This is a genomic window from Streptococcus sp. 1343 (assembly GCF_013277355.1).
Taxonomy (GTDB): Bacteria; Bacillota; Bacilli; order Lactobacillales; family Streptococcaceae; genus Streptococcus; species Streptococcus pseudopneumoniae.
The window spans coordinates 14,838-32,054 of record NZ_VMMT01000062.1; the positions used below are offsets into that span (position 1 = coordinate 14,838).

Consider the following 17,217-nt stretch of genomic DNA (forward strand, 5'->3'; position numbering starts at 1 on the left):
GTAAAAGAAAGGTTTCCTATGGCATCATCACTTATTACAAAAAAACGGATTGCCAAGGCATTTAGAGACCTATTAGCTACTAGAGAATTTGATAAAATCTCTATTGTAGATATCATGGAATCAGCTGGCATTCGTAGACAGACCTTTTATAATCACTTTCTTGACAAATATGAACTGCTAGACTGGATATTTGAAAATGACTTAACCGAGTATATCACCAATAACTTGGACTTCATTTCAGGCCAAAAACTATTACAAGAATTATTTTTTTATTTCGAACAAGAGCGTGACTTTTATATTCAACTTTTTGATATTCAAGGGCAAAATAACTTCTATGACCACTTTATCAGCTACTGTCGCTTGCTTGTATCAAAAATTTTAAGAGAATATGGTCAGATTGATAGCGATTCATCTGCTTATACTTGTTTTTTGCTAGATTATCACTCACATGCTCTAGCAGAAATCGTGAAGGCTTGCGTCAATAAAAAAAGTCCAGTTCCACAACCAGACTATCTCATCATGACAATTATTGGAAAGAGGCCACAATGACATTTATTTCAAATCATAAACAGAAAATTATTTCAAGTTACATTTCAGCAACTGTCAGCAGTCATCCTGAATTAGAAAAACACCCTACTTTACCACTAGTCTATCAAAAAAATCGCAATCCTCATCAGGTTCCAATATTGTCGGGTGGAGGTTCCGGTCACGAACCCGCTCATATTGGATATGTGGGAAAAGGAATGCTTACTGCTGCTATCTATGGCCAATTATTTACTCCTCCTACAAGAACTGAAATCTTAGAGTCCATTCGTTTTTTAAACAATGGTCACGGTGTCTTCATCATTGTAAAAAATTTCGAAGCAGACATCAAAGAATTTAGCTGGGCCATTAATACTGCTAGACAAGAAGGAATTAAGGTCGGCTATAGTCTAGCACACGACGATATTTCTATTGAACCTCACAATAGATTTCAAATTAGAGGAAGAGGGCTTGCAGGGACTATTTTACTTCATAAAATCCTAGGATATGCGGCTCAGAACGGTGCTGACATCGAGCAACTAACTAATTTAGGTTATGAACTTGCTACCGAAATCGCAACAATTGGCTTTGCAACGAAATCAGCTAGTCTCCCCCAAGCCACCCTTCCACTATTTAACTTGGAAGAAGGAAATATTTCTTATGGTATTGGGATACATGGCGAAGAAGGCTATCGTATAGTCCCATTCCAATCATCGGAAATCCTTGCAAATGAAATTATAAGTAAATTAAGATTGCACTATCATTGGAAAAAGGGTGATCAATTTATATTGCTTGTAAATAATCTAGGCACTACCAGCAACTTAGAAATGGGTATATTTATCAATGATCTCCTTCAACTCTTAGAAATTGAAGGAATCACTATTACATTTATAAAATCAGGAACATTTATGACCAGTCTGGATATGGCAGGTATATCCGTAACTCTTTGCCCTGCGAAAAATAAACAATGGTTAGAAGCGCTCAATGCTCCAACAACAGCTTTTTCATGGTAATTTGCTTGTATAACTCAAAAGGGCTACATCACTTGTTAGACCTTTGCTTTTATCTTATACTCAATGAAAATCAAGGAGCAAACTAGGAAACTAGNNAGACTGACGAAGTCAGTGAGCATATCTACGTTAAGGCGACGCTGACGTGGTTTGAAGAGATTTTGAAAGAGTATTAGACCATACTTTTCCAAAATGCGCCCAAAAAACCTTGCAACTAGGTTACAAGGTTAATCACATTAATCAAAATTAACGTATTCTTTTTGAAGTTCAAGAACTTCTTCCATTGTTGAACACTCTGTAAGGGCACGGTTAGCGTACTCTTCCATCTTAGTAGTATCCAATTTCTTCATCAAGCTACGTGTACGAAGGACAGATGTTGCTGACATAGAGAACTCATCCAAGCCCATTCCGACAAGCAGTGGAACAGCTGTTTGGTCACCAGCCATCTCACCACACATACCAGCCCATTTACCTTCAGCGTGAGCTGCCTTGATAACGTTATTGATCAATCGAAGGATTGATGGGTTATATGGTTGGTAAAGGTATGAAACTTGCTCGTTCATACGGTCTGCCGCCATTGTGTATTGGATCAAGTCGTTTGTACCAATTGAGAAGAAGTCAACTTCTTTAGCAAATTGGTCTGCAAGCATAGCTGCTGCAGGAATTTCAATCATGATACCAACTTGGATGTCATCCGCAACTGCAACTCCTTCAGCAAGAAGATTTGTTTTTTCTTCTTCATAAACTGCTTTAGCTGCACGGAATTCTTTCAAGAGGGCAACCATTGGGAACATGATACGCAATTGACCATGAACAGAAGCACGAAGAAGGGCACGGATTTGTGTACGGAACATTGCATCTCCAGTTTCAGAAATAGAGATACGAAGGGCACGGAATCCAAGGAATGGGTTCATTTCGTGTGGCATATCGAAGTAAGGAAGTTCCTTATCTCCACCAATATCCATTGTACGAACAACCACTGGTTTACCATTCATTCCCTCAAGAACAGCCTTATACGCTTCATACTGCTCATCTTCTGTTGGGAAGTCTTGAGAATCCATGTACAAGAACTCTGTACGGTAAAGTCCAACAGCTTCTGCACCGTTGTTGTTAACACCTTCCACGTCTTTTGGAGTACCGATGTTAGCTGCCAACTCGAAGTGTTTACCGTCAGCAGTCACTGTTTGAGCATCTTTCAAAAGTGCCCATTCAGCTTTTTGTTTAGCATAAGCTTCACCAGCTGCTTTAAATTCTGCCGCTTGTTCATCTGTTGGGTTGATAATCACTTCACCAGTAATTCCGTTAACGGCAAGGATATCACCGTCTTTGACGATTTCAGTGATGTTATTTGTTCCCAATACAGCTGCAATTTCAAGTGTACGTGCCATGATAGCTGAGTGGCTTGTACGTCCACCGATGTTTGTTACAAAAGCTTTTACAAAGTTTTTGTCCAATTGAGCTGTATCAGATGGTGTTAAGTCATGTGCAATCACGATTACTTCTTCATTGATAGAAGCTGGGTTTGGCAATTTCTTACCAAGAAGGTTTGCCAATACACGTTTTGTCACGTCGCGGATATCCGCTGCACGTTCTTGCATGTATGGGTTGTCTTCCATGCCTTCAAAGATAGTGATGAACATATCAGTCACTTCTTTCAGACCTGCTTCTGCATTGACTTTCTTAGCACGAATTGTTTCTTTAATCTGACCAATCAATTCTGGGTCAGAAAGAACCATCAAATGAGCGTCAAAAACTTGAGCCGCTTCTTCACCAAGCGTACCTACAGCTTTCTCGCGGATAAGAGAAAGCTCGTTTTGAGAAGCTTCAAGAGCAACATCCAAACGAGCCTCTTCTGCGTTTGTATCTTCGACTGAAACAGTCTCGAATGACAAATCCGGTTGAACGAGTAGATATGCTTTTGCAACTGCAACACCGTCAGATGCTGCGATTCCTTTAAGCATTTCTGTCATTTCCCTTATGCCAATCCTTCTTTTTCCATTGTTTCTGAGATTGCAGCGATGGCGTTATCTGCATCTGCACCTTCAGCTGAGATAGTTACGTCAGCACCTTGGCCAACACCAAGACTCATAACACCCATAATTGATTTAAGGTTAACTGATTTACCTTTGTATTCAAGAGTGATATCTGAAGCAAATTTGCTAGCAGTTTGCACCAACAATGTTGCTGGACGTGCGTGAATACCTGTTTCTGCCACTACGTGGAAATCTTTAGAAGCCATAGTTTGACTCTCCTTTTGTTCTTTCTTTTTTTGAGTTATATGTGATAACCCTTACAGTTTGGTATTATACCATCTTCTAGGATTTTTTTCAAGCATTTTCTGGATTTTCCTTCAATTTCCTTTCAGATAACTTGCTGAAAATCTTCTATCCTATATAACAAAACACAGGATATAGTTTCTTTAAAAACGATTTATAGGATAATCATTGCTGTTTTATAAAACAAACACTACATATTGTGTTTTGTGAGCTTGACTAGAAAAATAGACCACTATATTTAGTTCAAATCATTGACAAAATTTTATTTTCTGATATACTAAGATAGTATTAAATTTTGAAGAGGAGTTACACAATGGTAACCGTTTATTCTAAAAACAATTGTGTCCAATGTAAAATGACCAAGCGTTTCTTGGACAGTAATAACGTTGAATATAAAGAAATCAATCTTGATGAGCAGCCTGAGTACATCGATCAAGTCAAAGAACTCGGTTTTAGCGCAGCTCCTATTATTCAAACACCAACTGAAGTCTTTTCAGGTTTCCAACCAGGAAAACTGAAACAATTAGCATAATCTTAGTACATCATCCAGAAGAAACTGCTTCTAGGGCTAACTTAGAGGCCTTTCTTTTGTAATTAGATAAGGGAAATTTTATGGGATTAAAACATCTTGAAGACGTGACTTACTTCCGTCTCAATAACGAAATCAACCGTCCTGTTAATGGACAAATCATGCTTCATAAAGATAAGGAAGCCTTGGATGCCTTCTTTAAAGAAAATGTCGTTCCAAACACTATGGTTTTTGATTCAATTAAAGATAAAATCAACTACCTCATTGACCACAACTACATCGAAACAGCCTTTATCAAGAAATACCGTCCAGAGTTCTTGGAAGAATTGGCTCAATTTATCAAAGACCAAAATTTCCAATTCAAGTCTTTCATGGCAGCTTATAAGTTTTACAATCAATATGCTTTGAAAACTAACGACGGTGAATACTATCTTGAAAGCATGGAAGACCGTGTCTTCTTTAACGCCCTTTATTTCGCTGATGGGAATGAAGCTGTTGCAATCGATATTGCCAATGAAATCATCCACCAACGCTACCAACCTGCTACTCCTTCCTTTTTGAACGCAGGTCGTGCTCGTCGTGGGGAGTTAGTATCTTGCTTCCTGATCCAAGTAACTGATGATATGAACTCTATCGGACGTTCTATCAACTCGGCTCTTCAACTTTCACGTATTGGTGGTGGTGTGGGAATTACCCTCAGCAACCTTCGTGAAGCTGGTTCTCCTATTAAAGGGTATGAAGGAGCAGCTTCTGGGGTCGTTCCAGTTATGAAGCTTTTTGAAGACAGCTTCTCTTACTCCAACCAATTGGGGCAACGTCAAGGTGCCGGTGTTGTCTACCTCAACGTCTTTCACCCAGACATCATCGCCTTCCTTTCAACTAAGAAAGAAAACGCCGATGAAAAAGTTCGTGTCAAAACCCTATCACTTGGTGTTGTAGTACCAGATAAATTCTACGAATTGGCTCGTAAAAATGAAGAAATGTACCTCTTCAGCCCTTACTCTGTAGAAAAAGAATACAATATGCCATTCAACTACATCGACATTACTGAAAAATACGATGAATTGGTCGCAAATCCAAATATTCGCAAGACAAAAATCAAGGCGCGTGATTTGGAAACTGAAATCTCTAAATTACAACAAGAGTCTGGCTACCCTTATGTCGTCAACATTGATACGGCTAACCGTGCAAATCCTGTTGATGGAAAGATTATCATGAGTAACTTGTGTTCTGAGATTCTTCAAGTCCAAGAACCAAGCTTGATCAACGATGCTCAAGAATTCCTTCAAATGGGGACGGATGTTTCATGTAACCTTGGTTCAACCAACGTGGTCAACATGATGACTTCACCTGACTTTGGTCGCTCAATCCGTGCTATGGTTCGTGCTTTAACTTTCGTTACAGATAGTTCACACATCGTAGCTGTACCAACTATTGACCATGGAAATAGCCAAGCTCATACCTTTGGTCTTGGTGCCATGGGACTTCACAGCTACCTTGCACAACAACTGATTGAATATGGATCGCCTGAGTCTGTTGAATTTACAGGCATCTACTTTATGCTTATGAACTACTGGACTTTAGTTGAGTCAAACAATATCGCGCGTGAACGTGGTATTACCTTCCACAACTTTGAAAAATCAGACTATGCTAAGGGAAGTTACTTTGACAAGTATGTAACTGGTGAATTTGTTCCAACATCAGACCGTGTTAAAGAACTCTTCAAAGACGTCTTTATCCCGAGTGCTGCTGACTGGGCTGAACTTCGCGACAAGGTTCAAGCAGATGGTCTTTACCACCAAAATCGCCTTGCTGTAGCGCCAAATGGTTCTATCAGCTATATCAACGACGTTTCTGCTTCTATCCACCCGATTACGCAACGTATCGAAGAACGCCAAGAGAAGAAAATTGGTAAAATCTACTACCCTGCTGCTGGCTTATCTACAGAAACCATTCCTTACTACACTTCTGCCTACGATATGGATATGCGTAAAGTCATCGATGTTTACGCTGCTGCGACTGAACACGTGGATCAAGGACTTTCACTCACCCTCTTCATGCGCAGTGACATTCCAAAAGGCCTTTACGAATGGAAGAGGGAAAATAAACAAACGACACGTGATTTGTCCATCCTTCGTAACTATGCCTTTAACAAGGGAATCAAGTCTATCTACTACGTCCGTACCTTTACAGATGACGGTGGAGAAGTCGGCGCCAACCAATGTGAAAGCTGTGTGATTTAGTTTCTAGCATAGAAACATTATTTTTCCCTAAGCAGCACTGATAAAATCAAATCTACTATGTCATAACATAATTTATGTAACATTTTAAAAGTCGGGCTTCCGACTTTTTGTGCGATACTCCTATAGAATTATGGTAAAGTAGAAATAATTGTGAGTTCGCAATACTAAATACAGAAAGAGATTTTAAATGGAAACTTACTACAAAGCCATTAACTGGAATGCCATCGAAGATGTCATCGACAAATCAACTTGGGAAAAACTGACGGAGCAATTTTGGCTCGATACACGTATTCCCTTATCAAACGACTTGGATGACTGGAGAAAGCTATCTAACAAAGAGAAAGACTTGGTCGGAAAAGTTTTTGGTGGTTTAACCCTTCTTGACACTATGCAATCTGAAACTGGGGTTCAAGCCCTTCGCGCAGACATCCGTACACCACATGAGGAAGCTGTTTTCAATAACATCCAATTTATGGAATCTGTTCACGCTAAATCTTACTCTTCAATCTTTTCTACCTTAAATACTAAGGCTGAGATCGAAGAAATTTTCGAATGGACCAATACCAATCCTTACCTACAAAAGAAGGCTGAGATTGTCAACGAAATCTACCTAAACGGTAGCCCACTTGAAAAGAAAGTTGCTAGCGTTTTCCTAGAAACCTTCCTCTTCTATTCAGGTTTCTTCACTCCCCTCTACTATCTTGGTAACAACAAACTTGCCAACGTTGCGGAAATCATCAAATTGATTATTCGTGATGAATCTGTTCACGGAACCTACATTGGTTACAAATTCCAACTTGGTTTCAATGAATTACCTGAAGAAGAGCAAGAAAAGCTAAAAGAATGGATGTACGACTTACTCTATACTCTTTATGAAAATGAAGAAGGCTACACAGAGAGCCTCTATGACGGTGTTGGTTGGACGGAAGAAGTTAAAACCTTCCTTCGTTACAATGCTAACAAGGCTCTCATGAATCTGGGACAAGATCCACTCTTCCCAGACTCGGCTGAAGATGTCAACCCAATCGTTATGAACGGTATTTCAACAGGAACATCTAACCACGACTTCTTCTCTCAAGTCGGAAATGGTTACCTCCTTGGTGAAGTTGAAGCCATGCAAGATGATGACTATAACTACGGTTTAGACTAATTCTCCATCACTCTCAATCATCAAAAAGTAAACTAGAAACATCAAAGTTATAACCCAACAAAAATATCGAAAGTTTTGAAAACAAACTTCGATATTTTTGTTTTTGTTTCATTTTGTTGTTTTTGTATTTGAATGATGAGCTAGTTTATGGTAAGATAGTAGTAGGAAACGAGGTGATAATATGCTCAAACAAGAAAAATTAGCCAAAATTTTAGAGATAGTAAATAGTAAAGGAACCATAACGGTTAAACAGATTATGGACGAAATAGCCGTTTCAGATATGACTGCAAGGCGCTATTTACAGGAATTAGCTGATAAAGATTTGCTGATTCGTGTGCATGGTGGAGCTGAAAAACTTCGAACCAACTCCCTTTTGACTAATGAGCGATCAAATATTGAAAAACAAGCCCTCCAAACGGCAGAAAAACAAGAAATAGCCCATTTTGCAGGCAGTCTAGTAGAAGAAAGAGAAACTATTTTCATTGGACCAGGAACAACATTAGAGTTTTTTGCGCGTGAGTTGCCTATTGACAATATCCGCGTCGTAACCAACAGTCTACCTGTTTTTCTGATTTTAAGCGAACGAAAATTAACAGATTTGATTTTGATAGGTGGAAATTATCGCGATATTACAGGTGCTTTTGTTGGCACATTGACCCTACAAAATCTCTCTAATCTCCAATTTTCTAAAGCTTTCGTTAGCTGTAATGGTATTCAAAACGGAGCTCTAGCTACTTTTAGCGAGGAAGAGGGAGAGGCTCAACGCATCGCTTTAAATAATTCTAATAAAAAATATTTACTCGCAGATCATAGTAAGTTCAATAAGTTTGATTTTTATACTTTTTATAATGTATCAAATCTTGATACTATTGTTTCAGATTCTAAACTAAGTGATTCAATCCTTTTTAAGCTATCTAAACACATTAAAGTCATCAAGCCTTAATAAACTGAAAGAGCCTGAGTAACAACTCAATTTCAGAAGAAAAAAAGTAAATCTTCCCACAATAAAACGCATAGTATCAAGGTTTTTCAACACCTGATATTATGCGTTTTTCTGTATCAAAGACTTTTTGCCCAATTGCTTTATCTGCCACCTCAAAGCTATGCATTGAGAAATCTGCGACTCGCTTCCTAGTTTAAAGTTGCTCTTTGATTTTCATTGAGTATAAGCAACGTGATTAGATAAGAGTTTTGCAGAGTACTAGATATAAGATTTAACTTTTTTGGAAATTGCTTATGATTGTTGAAACGGCATAAAATCTGAATCAAAGGAGATAGTATCCCGTTCTTCAGGATTGATAAAATTTAAAAACAAATTTTTAAATTCTTCTAGCTCATAGTCTGAATGGCAAATCCATTCTTTACCGGTAGAGACATACCATTTTCCAAGTTTTTTCAGCTCCTCATTAGTCAAACAAGGTATTTGAGAACATTTATCAAAATTGATAATATAAACTTTTTCATAAATAGATTGGATAAAATCTTTGAACATCTTTTTGCCTCACTAGAATTCTATATCTAATGACTCATTCTACTAGTCTATAATCTGACTTTCCGCTACTTTCTTGTACCAGTGAGCTGATTTCTTAGGATAACGTTCTTGAGTTTCAAAGTCTACATAGAAGAGACCGTAACGTTTTTCATAACCGTTTGACCATGAGAAGACGTCCATCAATGACCAAATGAAGTAACCTTTTACATTAGCTCCATCTGCAATCGCATCAGACAAGACCTCTAAGTGTTGTTTCACATAATCAATACGGCCATCATCGTAAACAGTGTTATCAACGAACTCATCTTTATATCCAAGACCATTTTCAGTGATGTAAATCTTCTTGTAGTTCGGATAATCTTTCTTCACGCGCATGATTTGGTCATACAAACCTTGAGGGTAGATAATCCAATCCCAATCCGTACGTGGTACATAGTCAGGAGCTACACGACGACCAACACCTTTGATTTGGTATTTAGAGCTTCCTTTCTCACCCTTACCATTATGGATAATTTCAGTTTCTCCATCAAATGCTTCCATCCAATCACTCATATAGTAGTTGATGCCTAGAAAATCATTCAAGTCTTTTGCTGCTTCTAATGCTGTAAAATCTTCTTCACGAAGATCCAAGCTACCACCATTGACTGATAAGATATGGTTGACACCTTCCATCGTTTCAGCTGAATAGCGACCTAGATAAGTTGCATCCAAGATAAATTTATTGTGAATAATATCTTCCAACTCAGCTGCACGAACATCTGCTGGATTTTTAGGATCCAAAGGATACTTAGTTGGCAGAGCGTGAACAACACCAATTTCACCTTTATATCCTTTATCTTTATATAGTTTCACAGCGCGTGCATGAGAAACCATCATATTGTGGTGCGATTGGAAAACTTTGGCAAGGTCGTACTGAATACCTGGAGGGAATTTACCAACCAAGTATTGACCATCACCAATTGGCCCAATTTCATTAAAGGTTGTCCAATAGTTTACTTCTGGAAATTCTTCAAAACAGAAGGCTGCGTAGTCTACAAAGTGTTCAATATTTTCACGGTTTAAGAAGTCTCCATTTGAGTGGAGAGCTTCTGGCGTGTCAAAGTGATGGAGAGTTACAAAAGGTTCAACGTGACGTTTGTGACATTCTGCAAATAGATTATGATAATACTCAACACCCTTTTGATTTACTTGACCGTAACCGGTTGGGAAAATACGTGACCAAGCAATAGAAATTCGAATACCATTGACACCATACTCTTCTGCTAGCTTAAGGTCAACTGGGTATCGATTGTAAAAATCACTGGCTGGTTCTGCAGTGTACCAGTAGTTATCTTCAAGATATTTATCCCACGCTACTGGTCCTTTACCATCAGTATGTGTAGCACCTTCTGCTTGATAGGCAGCTGTTGCGCCACCAAAAATAAAGTCTTTTGGAAGTGTTTTTGTCATTTTTTTCACCTATTTCTTGATTTAAATAAAGTAAAAGTGAGAGGAGGGGAGTCAGTGAGCCATCCTTTTCCATCTCACTTCTTGTACCAAGTCACCGAATTAATAAGGCGATTAGGAAATTCGCCATAGCGATTTCCGTAAGGATAGGAGACTGTTTCACAGTTCCTAGCCTTAATCGAATTGTGACATGAGGAGGTAAAAACGATATCTTTTTACCGACGAATTAACAAGGCGATTAGGAAATTCGCCATAGCGATTTCCGTAAGGATAGGAGACTGTTTCACAGTCCCTAGCCTTAATCGAATTGCGCTTGTACGAATGCTAGGGCACCTTTTCCATCACGAGTTAATTTGATGTATTGAGCGCCTTCTGTTTTCGCTAGTTTAATACCGAGCTTATCTGTTTCTGCTTTCATATCTTCAAAGTTTGAAGCAACTTGAGGGGCAAGGATAACCAAATCAAACTCTGGCAACATTTCACGGTGAGCACCATAGCCGCCTGCTGCTGCTTTCACAGGGACATTGTATTCTGCTGCTGCCTTATTCAAAGCATTTGCAAGGAGACCACTTGTTCCTCCACCTGCACAGAGAACGAGGACATTTGTTTCTTTAGTGATTGTATTTTGTGCTGCTTCTACACCCGCTTTTTCAAGAATAGCATCCGCTTTTGCAGTGTTGAAGTTTGCAGCAACTTTTTCTTTCAATTCATCATTAGACTTACCTGAACGTTCTTCTTCAAGAATTTGTTCATCATAGACCTTAAGGAATGGATAGTAAATGACAACGTCAACCACGATTAGAAGGGCAGCAAGAATGAATGATAGCACTTGGAAGCTAGTTCCAAGAACTAGACCTAGTGGAGCTGGAGTTGTCCATGGTAGATTAGCAGTGAATGAGTTCATTCCAAGAGTTTCAATAAAGAATTTGAAAATCCAAACGTTTGCGATTGGAGCAAAGATAAATGGAATGAAGAAGATTGGATTTAATACAAGTGGTGCACCAAACAAGATTGGTTCATTTACACCAAAGAAAGTTGGAACTACTGAAGCACGTCCGATTGCACGGTTACGTTTAGATTTTGTTAACCACATGAACATGAATGGAACAACTAGTGTCGCACCTGTACCACCCATGGTAACGATAAACATTTGTGTACCAGAAGTAAGAATCTTGTCAGCGTGCATACCTTGTTGGAGAAGGTTCAAATTGACTTCGGCATTGGCATAGGTAATAGCTGCGATAGCAGGTTCAACGATAGATGGACCATGAATCCCAACAAACCAGAAGAAGGCAAAGGCACCAAAGATAATGGTAATACCTAGATAACCATCAGCTGCAGAGAAGAGTGGAGCAAAGAATTTACCGATTGATTCTGCCACACTAGAACCAACAAAATGACGAGCTAGTAAATCAAGAGCATAAAGTGAAACAACTGAGAGAGTGAATGGAATCACATCTTTAAAGACTTGTGAGATATTTGGTGGAACTTCGTCAGGCATACGAATAGTGACGTTGTTTTTAACACAAACCTTATAGATGGCTACGGTAACAAAGGCAGCAAGGAAGGCTGAAAGCAAACCTTTTGTCCCCAAGAATCCAGTAGCTAGACCATTTTCGATAGGATCAGCTGCCAACATCAACAAACCAACAATTGCTGCTAACAATGTTGACATATAGTTGATTTGATTGGTTTTCTCCATGCTTCGATTGACTGAGTCAGTCAAAGATTTAGCTGTTGTACCAGCTACCAAGAGAGCCAGAATACCCATAGAATAGCTGTAAGGTTTCATCAGAAAAGCTACAACTTCATCAGACCATTTAAAGCCCCATGAGTTTGGTACAAAGGCAATTAAGATAAAGATACTTGAGAAGAGAATAACAGGCATACCTGCAATGAAACCATCACGAATAGCACGAAGATAGATATTACGAGATAGTTTCTCAAAGAAAGGCTTTCCTTTCTCGATAAATGCAATTAGTTTATTCATTATTTAACTCCTCTCTTGTAGAGTTCGATTAAGTGGTGCATCAAATCTTTTAATAAGATAGTTGTCATCAAGTGGTCTTGGCCATGCATCATGGTTACACTATAAGCCAAATCCTCGCCAGCTGCTTCCTTAGTCAATAGACTTGTTTGCGCGTGGTGAGCCTCAGCAATACAGCTACCAGCTTCCTCTACAAGAGCGTCCGCTTTTGCAAAATCACCAGCTTCAGCAGCCTTCAAGGCTTCCAATAGTTTTGAACGAGCATCGCCAGCATAGGCTACGATTTCAAAACCTAACAATGTTACTTCTTCTCTATTCATGATAGAATTCTCCTTATATAGTTTTAAATAAATTTTTATGACAATAAACGTTGGATATGTAGAACTAGATAAACTCGTTCACTTTTATACAAATCAAGACCCGTATGTTGCGTAATCACATCATAGATCTTGGAACCAATCTCGAAGGCTTTTGGATAGGATTGTTTAATATGATCTTCCATATCCAGAAGTGATTGGTTATCATCTCTAGATCTGTCTAAATAATCCAAGAAATAATTCAAATGAATCATAAAGCGATCATAGAAATGATTATTCTCTTTGGTTCGTTGAATTGCATATTCCTTTAGAACTTCCTCAACATTCCTGAGAATTTCTTTCCTCTTATCAATCGACTCCACAAGTTCCACTTCATTTTCACCTTCGGCATTAATGAAATGATAAGCAATCCGAATAATTTCATCCTCAGGAAAATGATCTGCTAACTTCTGACGGTAAATTTCAAATGCTTCATTTGCGATTTGAAAAGCGACAGGATACTTAGTGGAAATATCTGGCAGATTACTATCCTTGTACCTTCCTTGTGCTAGAGCTTGGTAAGAACAATAAATATGATCTGTCAAGGTTACGTAGAGATACTCTTGAATCGGATAATGATGTTTCTTTGATAGCTTATCAATGATTTCATAGGTCACTGTGATAAAATCAAGCGGAACATCTTTGAGGAGAGCCATAAAGTTTTCTCTTGACTCTTCGGTCTTCATCCGAAAGATTTTCTCAACCTGCTGTTCAGCAATCAAATCTCCCTTCTTCTTTCCGAATGCAATCCCCTTACCAATCACAATCACTTCTTCTCCCTTATCATTTCTGACAAGCGAGACATTGTGATTCATTGGATTTAGAATTCGATACATGTCAACCTCCTTTTATATATTAAAGGTATATGAGTATAAAAAATGACCACAAATGAACTAGAAAATCAGCCGATTTCTAATTCACCTGTGATCATGCCTAATATTACTTAGTAACACTCACCTTGTATTAACTTGTGATTTAAGTATAGCACAAGTAAGTTATTTTGTAAACCCTTACATGTGGCTTTTTTAAAAATTTTTTTAGATTCATGTTCCTAAACTAGAAGGACTTTCTTACACGCGTTCTTTCCATGAAGTCGCTGTTGTCTGAAGAACTTTGTTGAGTTCGTCAATGTTTTCAAAACCAGTTGTGCGAAGCCATTCACGAGCTGCTGCTTCACCATCTTTGATGTATGCTTCAACTGATCCAGCCCATGTAGCACGGCCACAAAGAACTCCGTTAAAGTTTGCACCTGATTCATGGGCAAATACAAGAGTATCTTGGAAGAGTTTAGCTGATACACCAGCACTCAAGTAGATGTATGGCAAGTTAGTTGCTTCATCTTGTGCTTTGAAGAAGGCTGCTGCTTCTTCACGTGTATAAACTACTTCACCTTCAGCGAAACCTTCAACATATTTAATGTTAACAGGAACTTCTACTTTCAAGACATCAATGTTAAAGCGTGGGTCTGAGAAAACTTTCATAGCACCAATAACTTTGTGTGGTTTTACTTTCGCGTATTCTACTGAACCTGCGTCAGCAATTTTTTCATCGTAAGCAAGGATTTCAAGGAAGAATGGGATATCTTCAGCCACACATTCAGAACCGATACGTTCGATGTAAGCTTGTTTTTCTTGGTTGAGTTCGTCTGAGCTATCTACATCATAGTAAAGCAAGAATTTAACTGCATCTGCACCTTCTTCTTTAATACGTTTTGCAGACCAAACATCCAAGCAGTCTGGCAAACGTTTTGTACTTGTTGTGTCATAACCTGTTTTTTCATAAGCAAGGAGAAGACCAGCTTTTTCATCAAGAGCTTTAGTTGCTGGAAGTCCATACTCAGGGTCAAGAAGCATTGATGAAGCGTATTTGGTCAATTCATCTGCTACCAAAACTTTAAGTTCTTCCATTTGAGCCACAGTTGGTTCTTCTGTTTGGTGTTGAGCCATGAGGCGTTTCAAAGCACCACGTTGGTCAAATGCAAGAGCTGAGATGATACCATTTTCATCAGAAAGTTTTTCTAAGCGTGCACGTTTTTGTTCTGTTAAAGCCATTTTATACCTCTTTTACTATTAATTGATCATATAGAGCTTGATAGTTGGCCATGTTGACATGACCAGTCATTTTTTCTTGAGCATTGAGCATACCAAGGACATTTGCCTTGATGAGTAATGCTGCATCCGATTCTTTGTGAAGAAGTCCTGAAGAAATTCCTGCCACAGTAGAGTCTCCAGAGCCAACAGGGTTGACTACCTGAATTCTAGGAATATCTACCTTGTAGAAAGTGTCACCATGTTTGGCAAAGGCACCATTGGCACCAAGTGAAACGATAATCCATTCAATACCTGCAAACAAAGGTTCTTGAAGTACTTCTTTTAATTCATCCAAATCCTCAGAAACTTCTCTTCCAAGAAGCTGAGATAATTCCTCATTATTTGGTTTGATGACTGTTGGTTTATGTGGTGATTCAAGAACCGCCTGAAGTGCTGCACCAGAGCAGTCCAAAACAACAGGCTTGCCAGCTTGATTAGCAAGTTCTACCAAGCTCGCATAGTAATCAACTGGAAGGCCAGCTGGCAGACTACCTGAGATAGCGACTACTTCAACTGACTCCAAGAGTTTTTTGAAATGTTCCAAAAAGTCTTGACCTTCCTGTTCTAATACTTCAGGACCTTTTTCAAGAACTTCTGTTTGGTTATCTCCATGAAGAATAGCGATACAGTTACGAGTTTCCCCCTGAATTGAGAAGAAATCTTTCTTTACTTGATCATCGATATGTTCAACCAAAAACTCACCAAGTTTGCCACCTACTAAACCAGTAGCAAGAACAGAATCGCCAAATTCTGAAAGTACTCGGGTAACATTGAGCCCCTTACCACCAGCCGTTTTGGTTACATCCACCACACGATTGACAGTATCAATCTTTAACTCATCCAAGGGATAGGAAATATCAATGGATGGGTTCATTGTGACTGTTAAAATCATAGGTCACCTCTTAGTCGTGGTATTCTCCGCGATCCCATTTTTCAAGGAATTCAGTGAAGAAGTTTGCGTCTGTTTGTCGAGCATTGTGACTTTCAAGGTGTTCAATTTTCGCAATCAATTTCTTGTTTTCTTCAGATGGTTTGTATTCAGCATGGATGAAAGCTTCGATGATATCACACATAAGCAATTCACCAGTAATCTTACCACCAAAACCGATAACGTTAGCGTTCAATTGCTCTTTAGCATAAAGGGCTGTTGTCATATCACGAACCAAGGCAGAACGAACACCTGGAACTTTATTTACAGCGTTGTTGATACCAACACCAGTACCACAGATACATACCCCAAGATCAGCTTGACCGCTAGTTACAGCTTCCCCTACTTTTTTACCAAAGATTGGGTAGTGAGTACGTGTATGGTCATAGGTACCAAAGTCAATAACTTCATATCCTTTTGATTTCAAAAATTCTGAAACCGCCATTTTTTCATCTGTTACGATGTGGTCACATCCAATTGCAATTCTCATTTTTAACTTACCTTTCTTACTATAATCTAATTAGCACATTTTGTTCAACATGTCGACACGAATTTGGTGACGTCCACCATCATATTTACCGTTAACAAATCCTTTAGCGATATTTTTAGCCAATTCATCACCAACAAGTTGTGCACCCATAGTGATCATACGAGAGTTGTTGTGGCCACGAGTCATATAAGCTGAACGTTCGTCAGAAACTTCTGCAGCAACCATTCCTTTGATCTTAGTTGCGACCATAAATGGACCAGCTCCATAAGCATCAATCACGATACCAAGGTTTTGTTCTTCTTTGTTTACTTCTGCAGCAACAGCGAGAGTCACATCAACAAAGTCTTGACCTTCAGCTGTAACATCCACAAGGTGGAAGTTTTCCTTTTCCAAGAAGTCTTTCACCACTTCTTTCAATCTCAAACCTGCAGCATCTGCACCGATAACAATAGACATATTGTATACTCCTTTTTATTTTTTCTAGGCTGGATTCCAGCAGTGTATTGGCTGTCTTTAAAAAACAGTCAATTAGTCCTCACAAACATAATATACTACTATTGTTTGAAAAAGTCAATAGTTTGTGTTTGTTTTTGTTGTTTATTTTTTTGATTTTTTATAAAACTTCTATCTCAAACCCTAATTCTTCAACCTGATTGGCTTCTAAGAGACGAACATTCTTCGTAAGCGCGTCATAACAA

Annotated in this window: 17 protein-coding genes; 6 read left to right on the forward strand and 11 right to left on the reverse strand. The window is 38.7% G+C overall.

Translation table 11 applies throughout. The annotated features are described in order from the left end of the window. The first annotated feature begins 18 nt into the window (after positions 1 to 18). Both dhaS and dhaQ read left to right on the forward strand, forming a co-directional pair. Positions 19 to 549 carry a dihydroxyacetone kinase transcriptional activator DhaS gene (gene dhaS, locus HT709_RS09165; protein ID WP_031233693.1) on the forward strand — a complete coding sequence of 177 codons (531 nt, stop codon included), beginning with the start codon at positions 19 to 21 and terminating at the stop codon, positions 547 to 549. Beyond that, positions 546 to 1,535, forward strand: a complete 990-nt coding sequence (gene dhaQ / locus HT709_RS09170; RefSeq protein ID WP_054393042.1) for a DhaKLM operon coactivator DhaQ — start codon at positions 546 to 548, stop codon at positions 1,533 to 1,535. The genes dhaS and dhaQ overlap by 4 nt, the downstream gene beginning before the upstream one ends. A 233-nt stretch (positions 1,536 to 1,768) precedes the next feature. Here dhaQ and ptsP read toward each other — a convergent pair whose 3' ends face one another. Both ptsP and HT709_RS09180 read right to left on the reverse strand, forming a co-directional pair. Continuing rightward, positions 1,769 to 3,502: a phosphoenolpyruvate--protein phosphotransferase gene (gene ptsP / locus HT709_RS09175; protein ID WP_100104523.1), complete on the reverse strand. Its 1,734-nt coding sequence runs from the start codon at positions 3,500 to 3,502 to the stop codon at positions 1,769 to 1,771. Between the two features lie 5 nt (positions 3,503 to 3,507). Next, the gene (locus tag HT709_RS09180) at positions 3,508 to 3,771 is read right to left on the reverse strand and encodes a phosphocarrier protein HPr (protein ID WP_023933375.1); all 264 of its coding nucleotides are present in this window, start codon (positions 3,769 to 3,771) and stop codon (positions 3,508 to 3,510) included. Between the two features lie 350 nt (positions 3,772 to 4,121). Here HT709_RS09180 and nrdH point away from each other — a divergent pair, with 350 nt between their 5' ends. From nrdH to HT709_RS09200, 4 genes are all read left to right on the forward strand, one after another. Next, positions 4,122 to 4,340: a glutaredoxin-like protein NrdH gene (gene nrdH, locus HT709_RS09185; RefSeq protein ID WP_000259242.1), complete on the forward strand. Its 219-nt coding sequence runs from the start codon at positions 4,122 to 4,124 to the stop codon at positions 4,338 to 4,340. 80 nt (positions 4,341 to 4,420) lie between these two features. After that, a complete protein-coding gene (nrdE, locus tag HT709_RS09190; protein WP_172925702.1) occupies positions 4,421 to 6,580 on the forward strand; it encodes a class 1b ribonucleoside-diphosphate reductase subunit alpha in 2,160 nt (719 codons plus the stop codon). A gap of 187 nt (positions 6,581 to 6,767) precedes the next feature. Beyond that, positions 6,768 to 7,730 carry a class 1b ribonucleoside-diphosphate reductase subunit beta gene (nrdF, locus tag HT709_RS09195; protein ID WP_054393043.1) on the forward strand — a complete coding sequence of 321 codons (963 nt, stop codon included), beginning with the start codon at positions 6,768 to 6,770 and terminating at the stop codon, positions 7,728 to 7,730. Between the two features lie 181 nt (positions 7,731 to 7,911). Beyond that, entirely contained in the window at positions 7,912 to 8,673 is a 762-nt protein-coding gene (locus tag HT709_RS09200; RefSeq protein WP_000917570.1) for a DeoR/GlpR family DNA-binding transcription regulator, read from the forward strand. A 291-nt stretch (positions 8,674 to 8,964) separates the two neighbouring features. Here HT709_RS09200 and HT709_RS09205 read toward each other — a convergent pair whose 3' ends face one another. The 9 genes from HT709_RS09205 to lacA form a co-directional block, all read right to left on the reverse strand. Continuing rightward, a complete protein-coding gene (locus tag HT709_RS09205) occupies positions 8,965 to 9,222 on the reverse strand; it encodes a DUF3884 family protein (protein ID WP_023936912.1) in 258 nt (85 codons plus the stop codon). 42 nt (positions 9,223 to 9,264) lie between these two features. After that, complete coding sequence (gene lacG, locus HT709_RS09210) at positions 9,265 to 10,671, reverse strand: 6-phospho-beta-galactosidase (protein ID WP_023936914.1); 1,407 nt, start codon at positions 10,669 to 10,671, stop codon at positions 9,265 to 9,267. Between the two features lie 295 nt (positions 10,672 to 10,966). After that, positions 10,967 to 12,658, reverse strand: coding sequence for a lactose-specific PTS transporter subunit EIIC (locus HT709_RS09215; RefSeq protein ID WP_054388488.1), 1,692 nt, complete (start codon positions 12,656 to 12,658; stop codon positions 10,967 to 10,969). Beyond that, a complete protein-coding gene (locus HT709_RS09220; protein WP_023936918.1) occupies positions 12,658 to 12,975 on the reverse strand; it encodes a PTS lactose/cellobiose transporter subunit IIA in 318 nt (105 codons plus the stop codon). The genes HT709_RS09215 and HT709_RS09220 overlap by 1 nt, the downstream gene beginning before the upstream one ends. 35 nt (positions 12,976 to 13,010) lie before the next feature. Beyond that, the gene (locus tag HT709_RS09225) at positions 13,011 to 13,847 is read right to left on the reverse strand and encodes a transcription antiterminator (protein WP_054388487.1); all 837 of its coding nucleotides are present in this window, start codon (positions 13,845 to 13,847) and stop codon (positions 13,011 to 13,013) included. A gap of 234 nt (positions 13,848 to 14,081) precedes the next feature. Next, entirely contained in the window at positions 14,082 to 15,062 is a 981-nt protein-coding gene (gene lacD, locus HT709_RS09230) for a tagatose-bisphosphate aldolase (protein WP_001229114.1), read from the reverse strand. Position 15,063: 1 nt separating this feature from the next. Beyond that, a complete protein-coding gene (locus HT709_RS09235; protein WP_172925703.1) occupies positions 15,064 to 15,993 on the reverse strand; it encodes a tagatose-6-phosphate kinase in 930 nt (309 codons plus the stop codon). 10 nt (positions 15,994 to 16,003) lie between these two features. After that, entirely contained in the window at positions 16,004 to 16,519 is a 516-nt protein-coding gene (lacB, locus tag HT709_RS09240) for a galactose-6-phosphate isomerase subunit LacB (protein ID WP_138701402.1), read from the reverse strand. 30 nt (positions 16,520 to 16,549) lie between these two features. Next, on the reverse strand, positions 16,550 to 16,975 hold the full coding sequence (gene lacA / locus HT709_RS09245) for a galactose-6-phosphate isomerase subunit LacA (RefSeq protein ID WP_000029271.1): 426 nt from the start codon (positions 16,973 to 16,975) through the stop codon (positions 16,550 to 16,552). Positions 16,976 to 17,217: the final 242 nt, after the last annotated feature.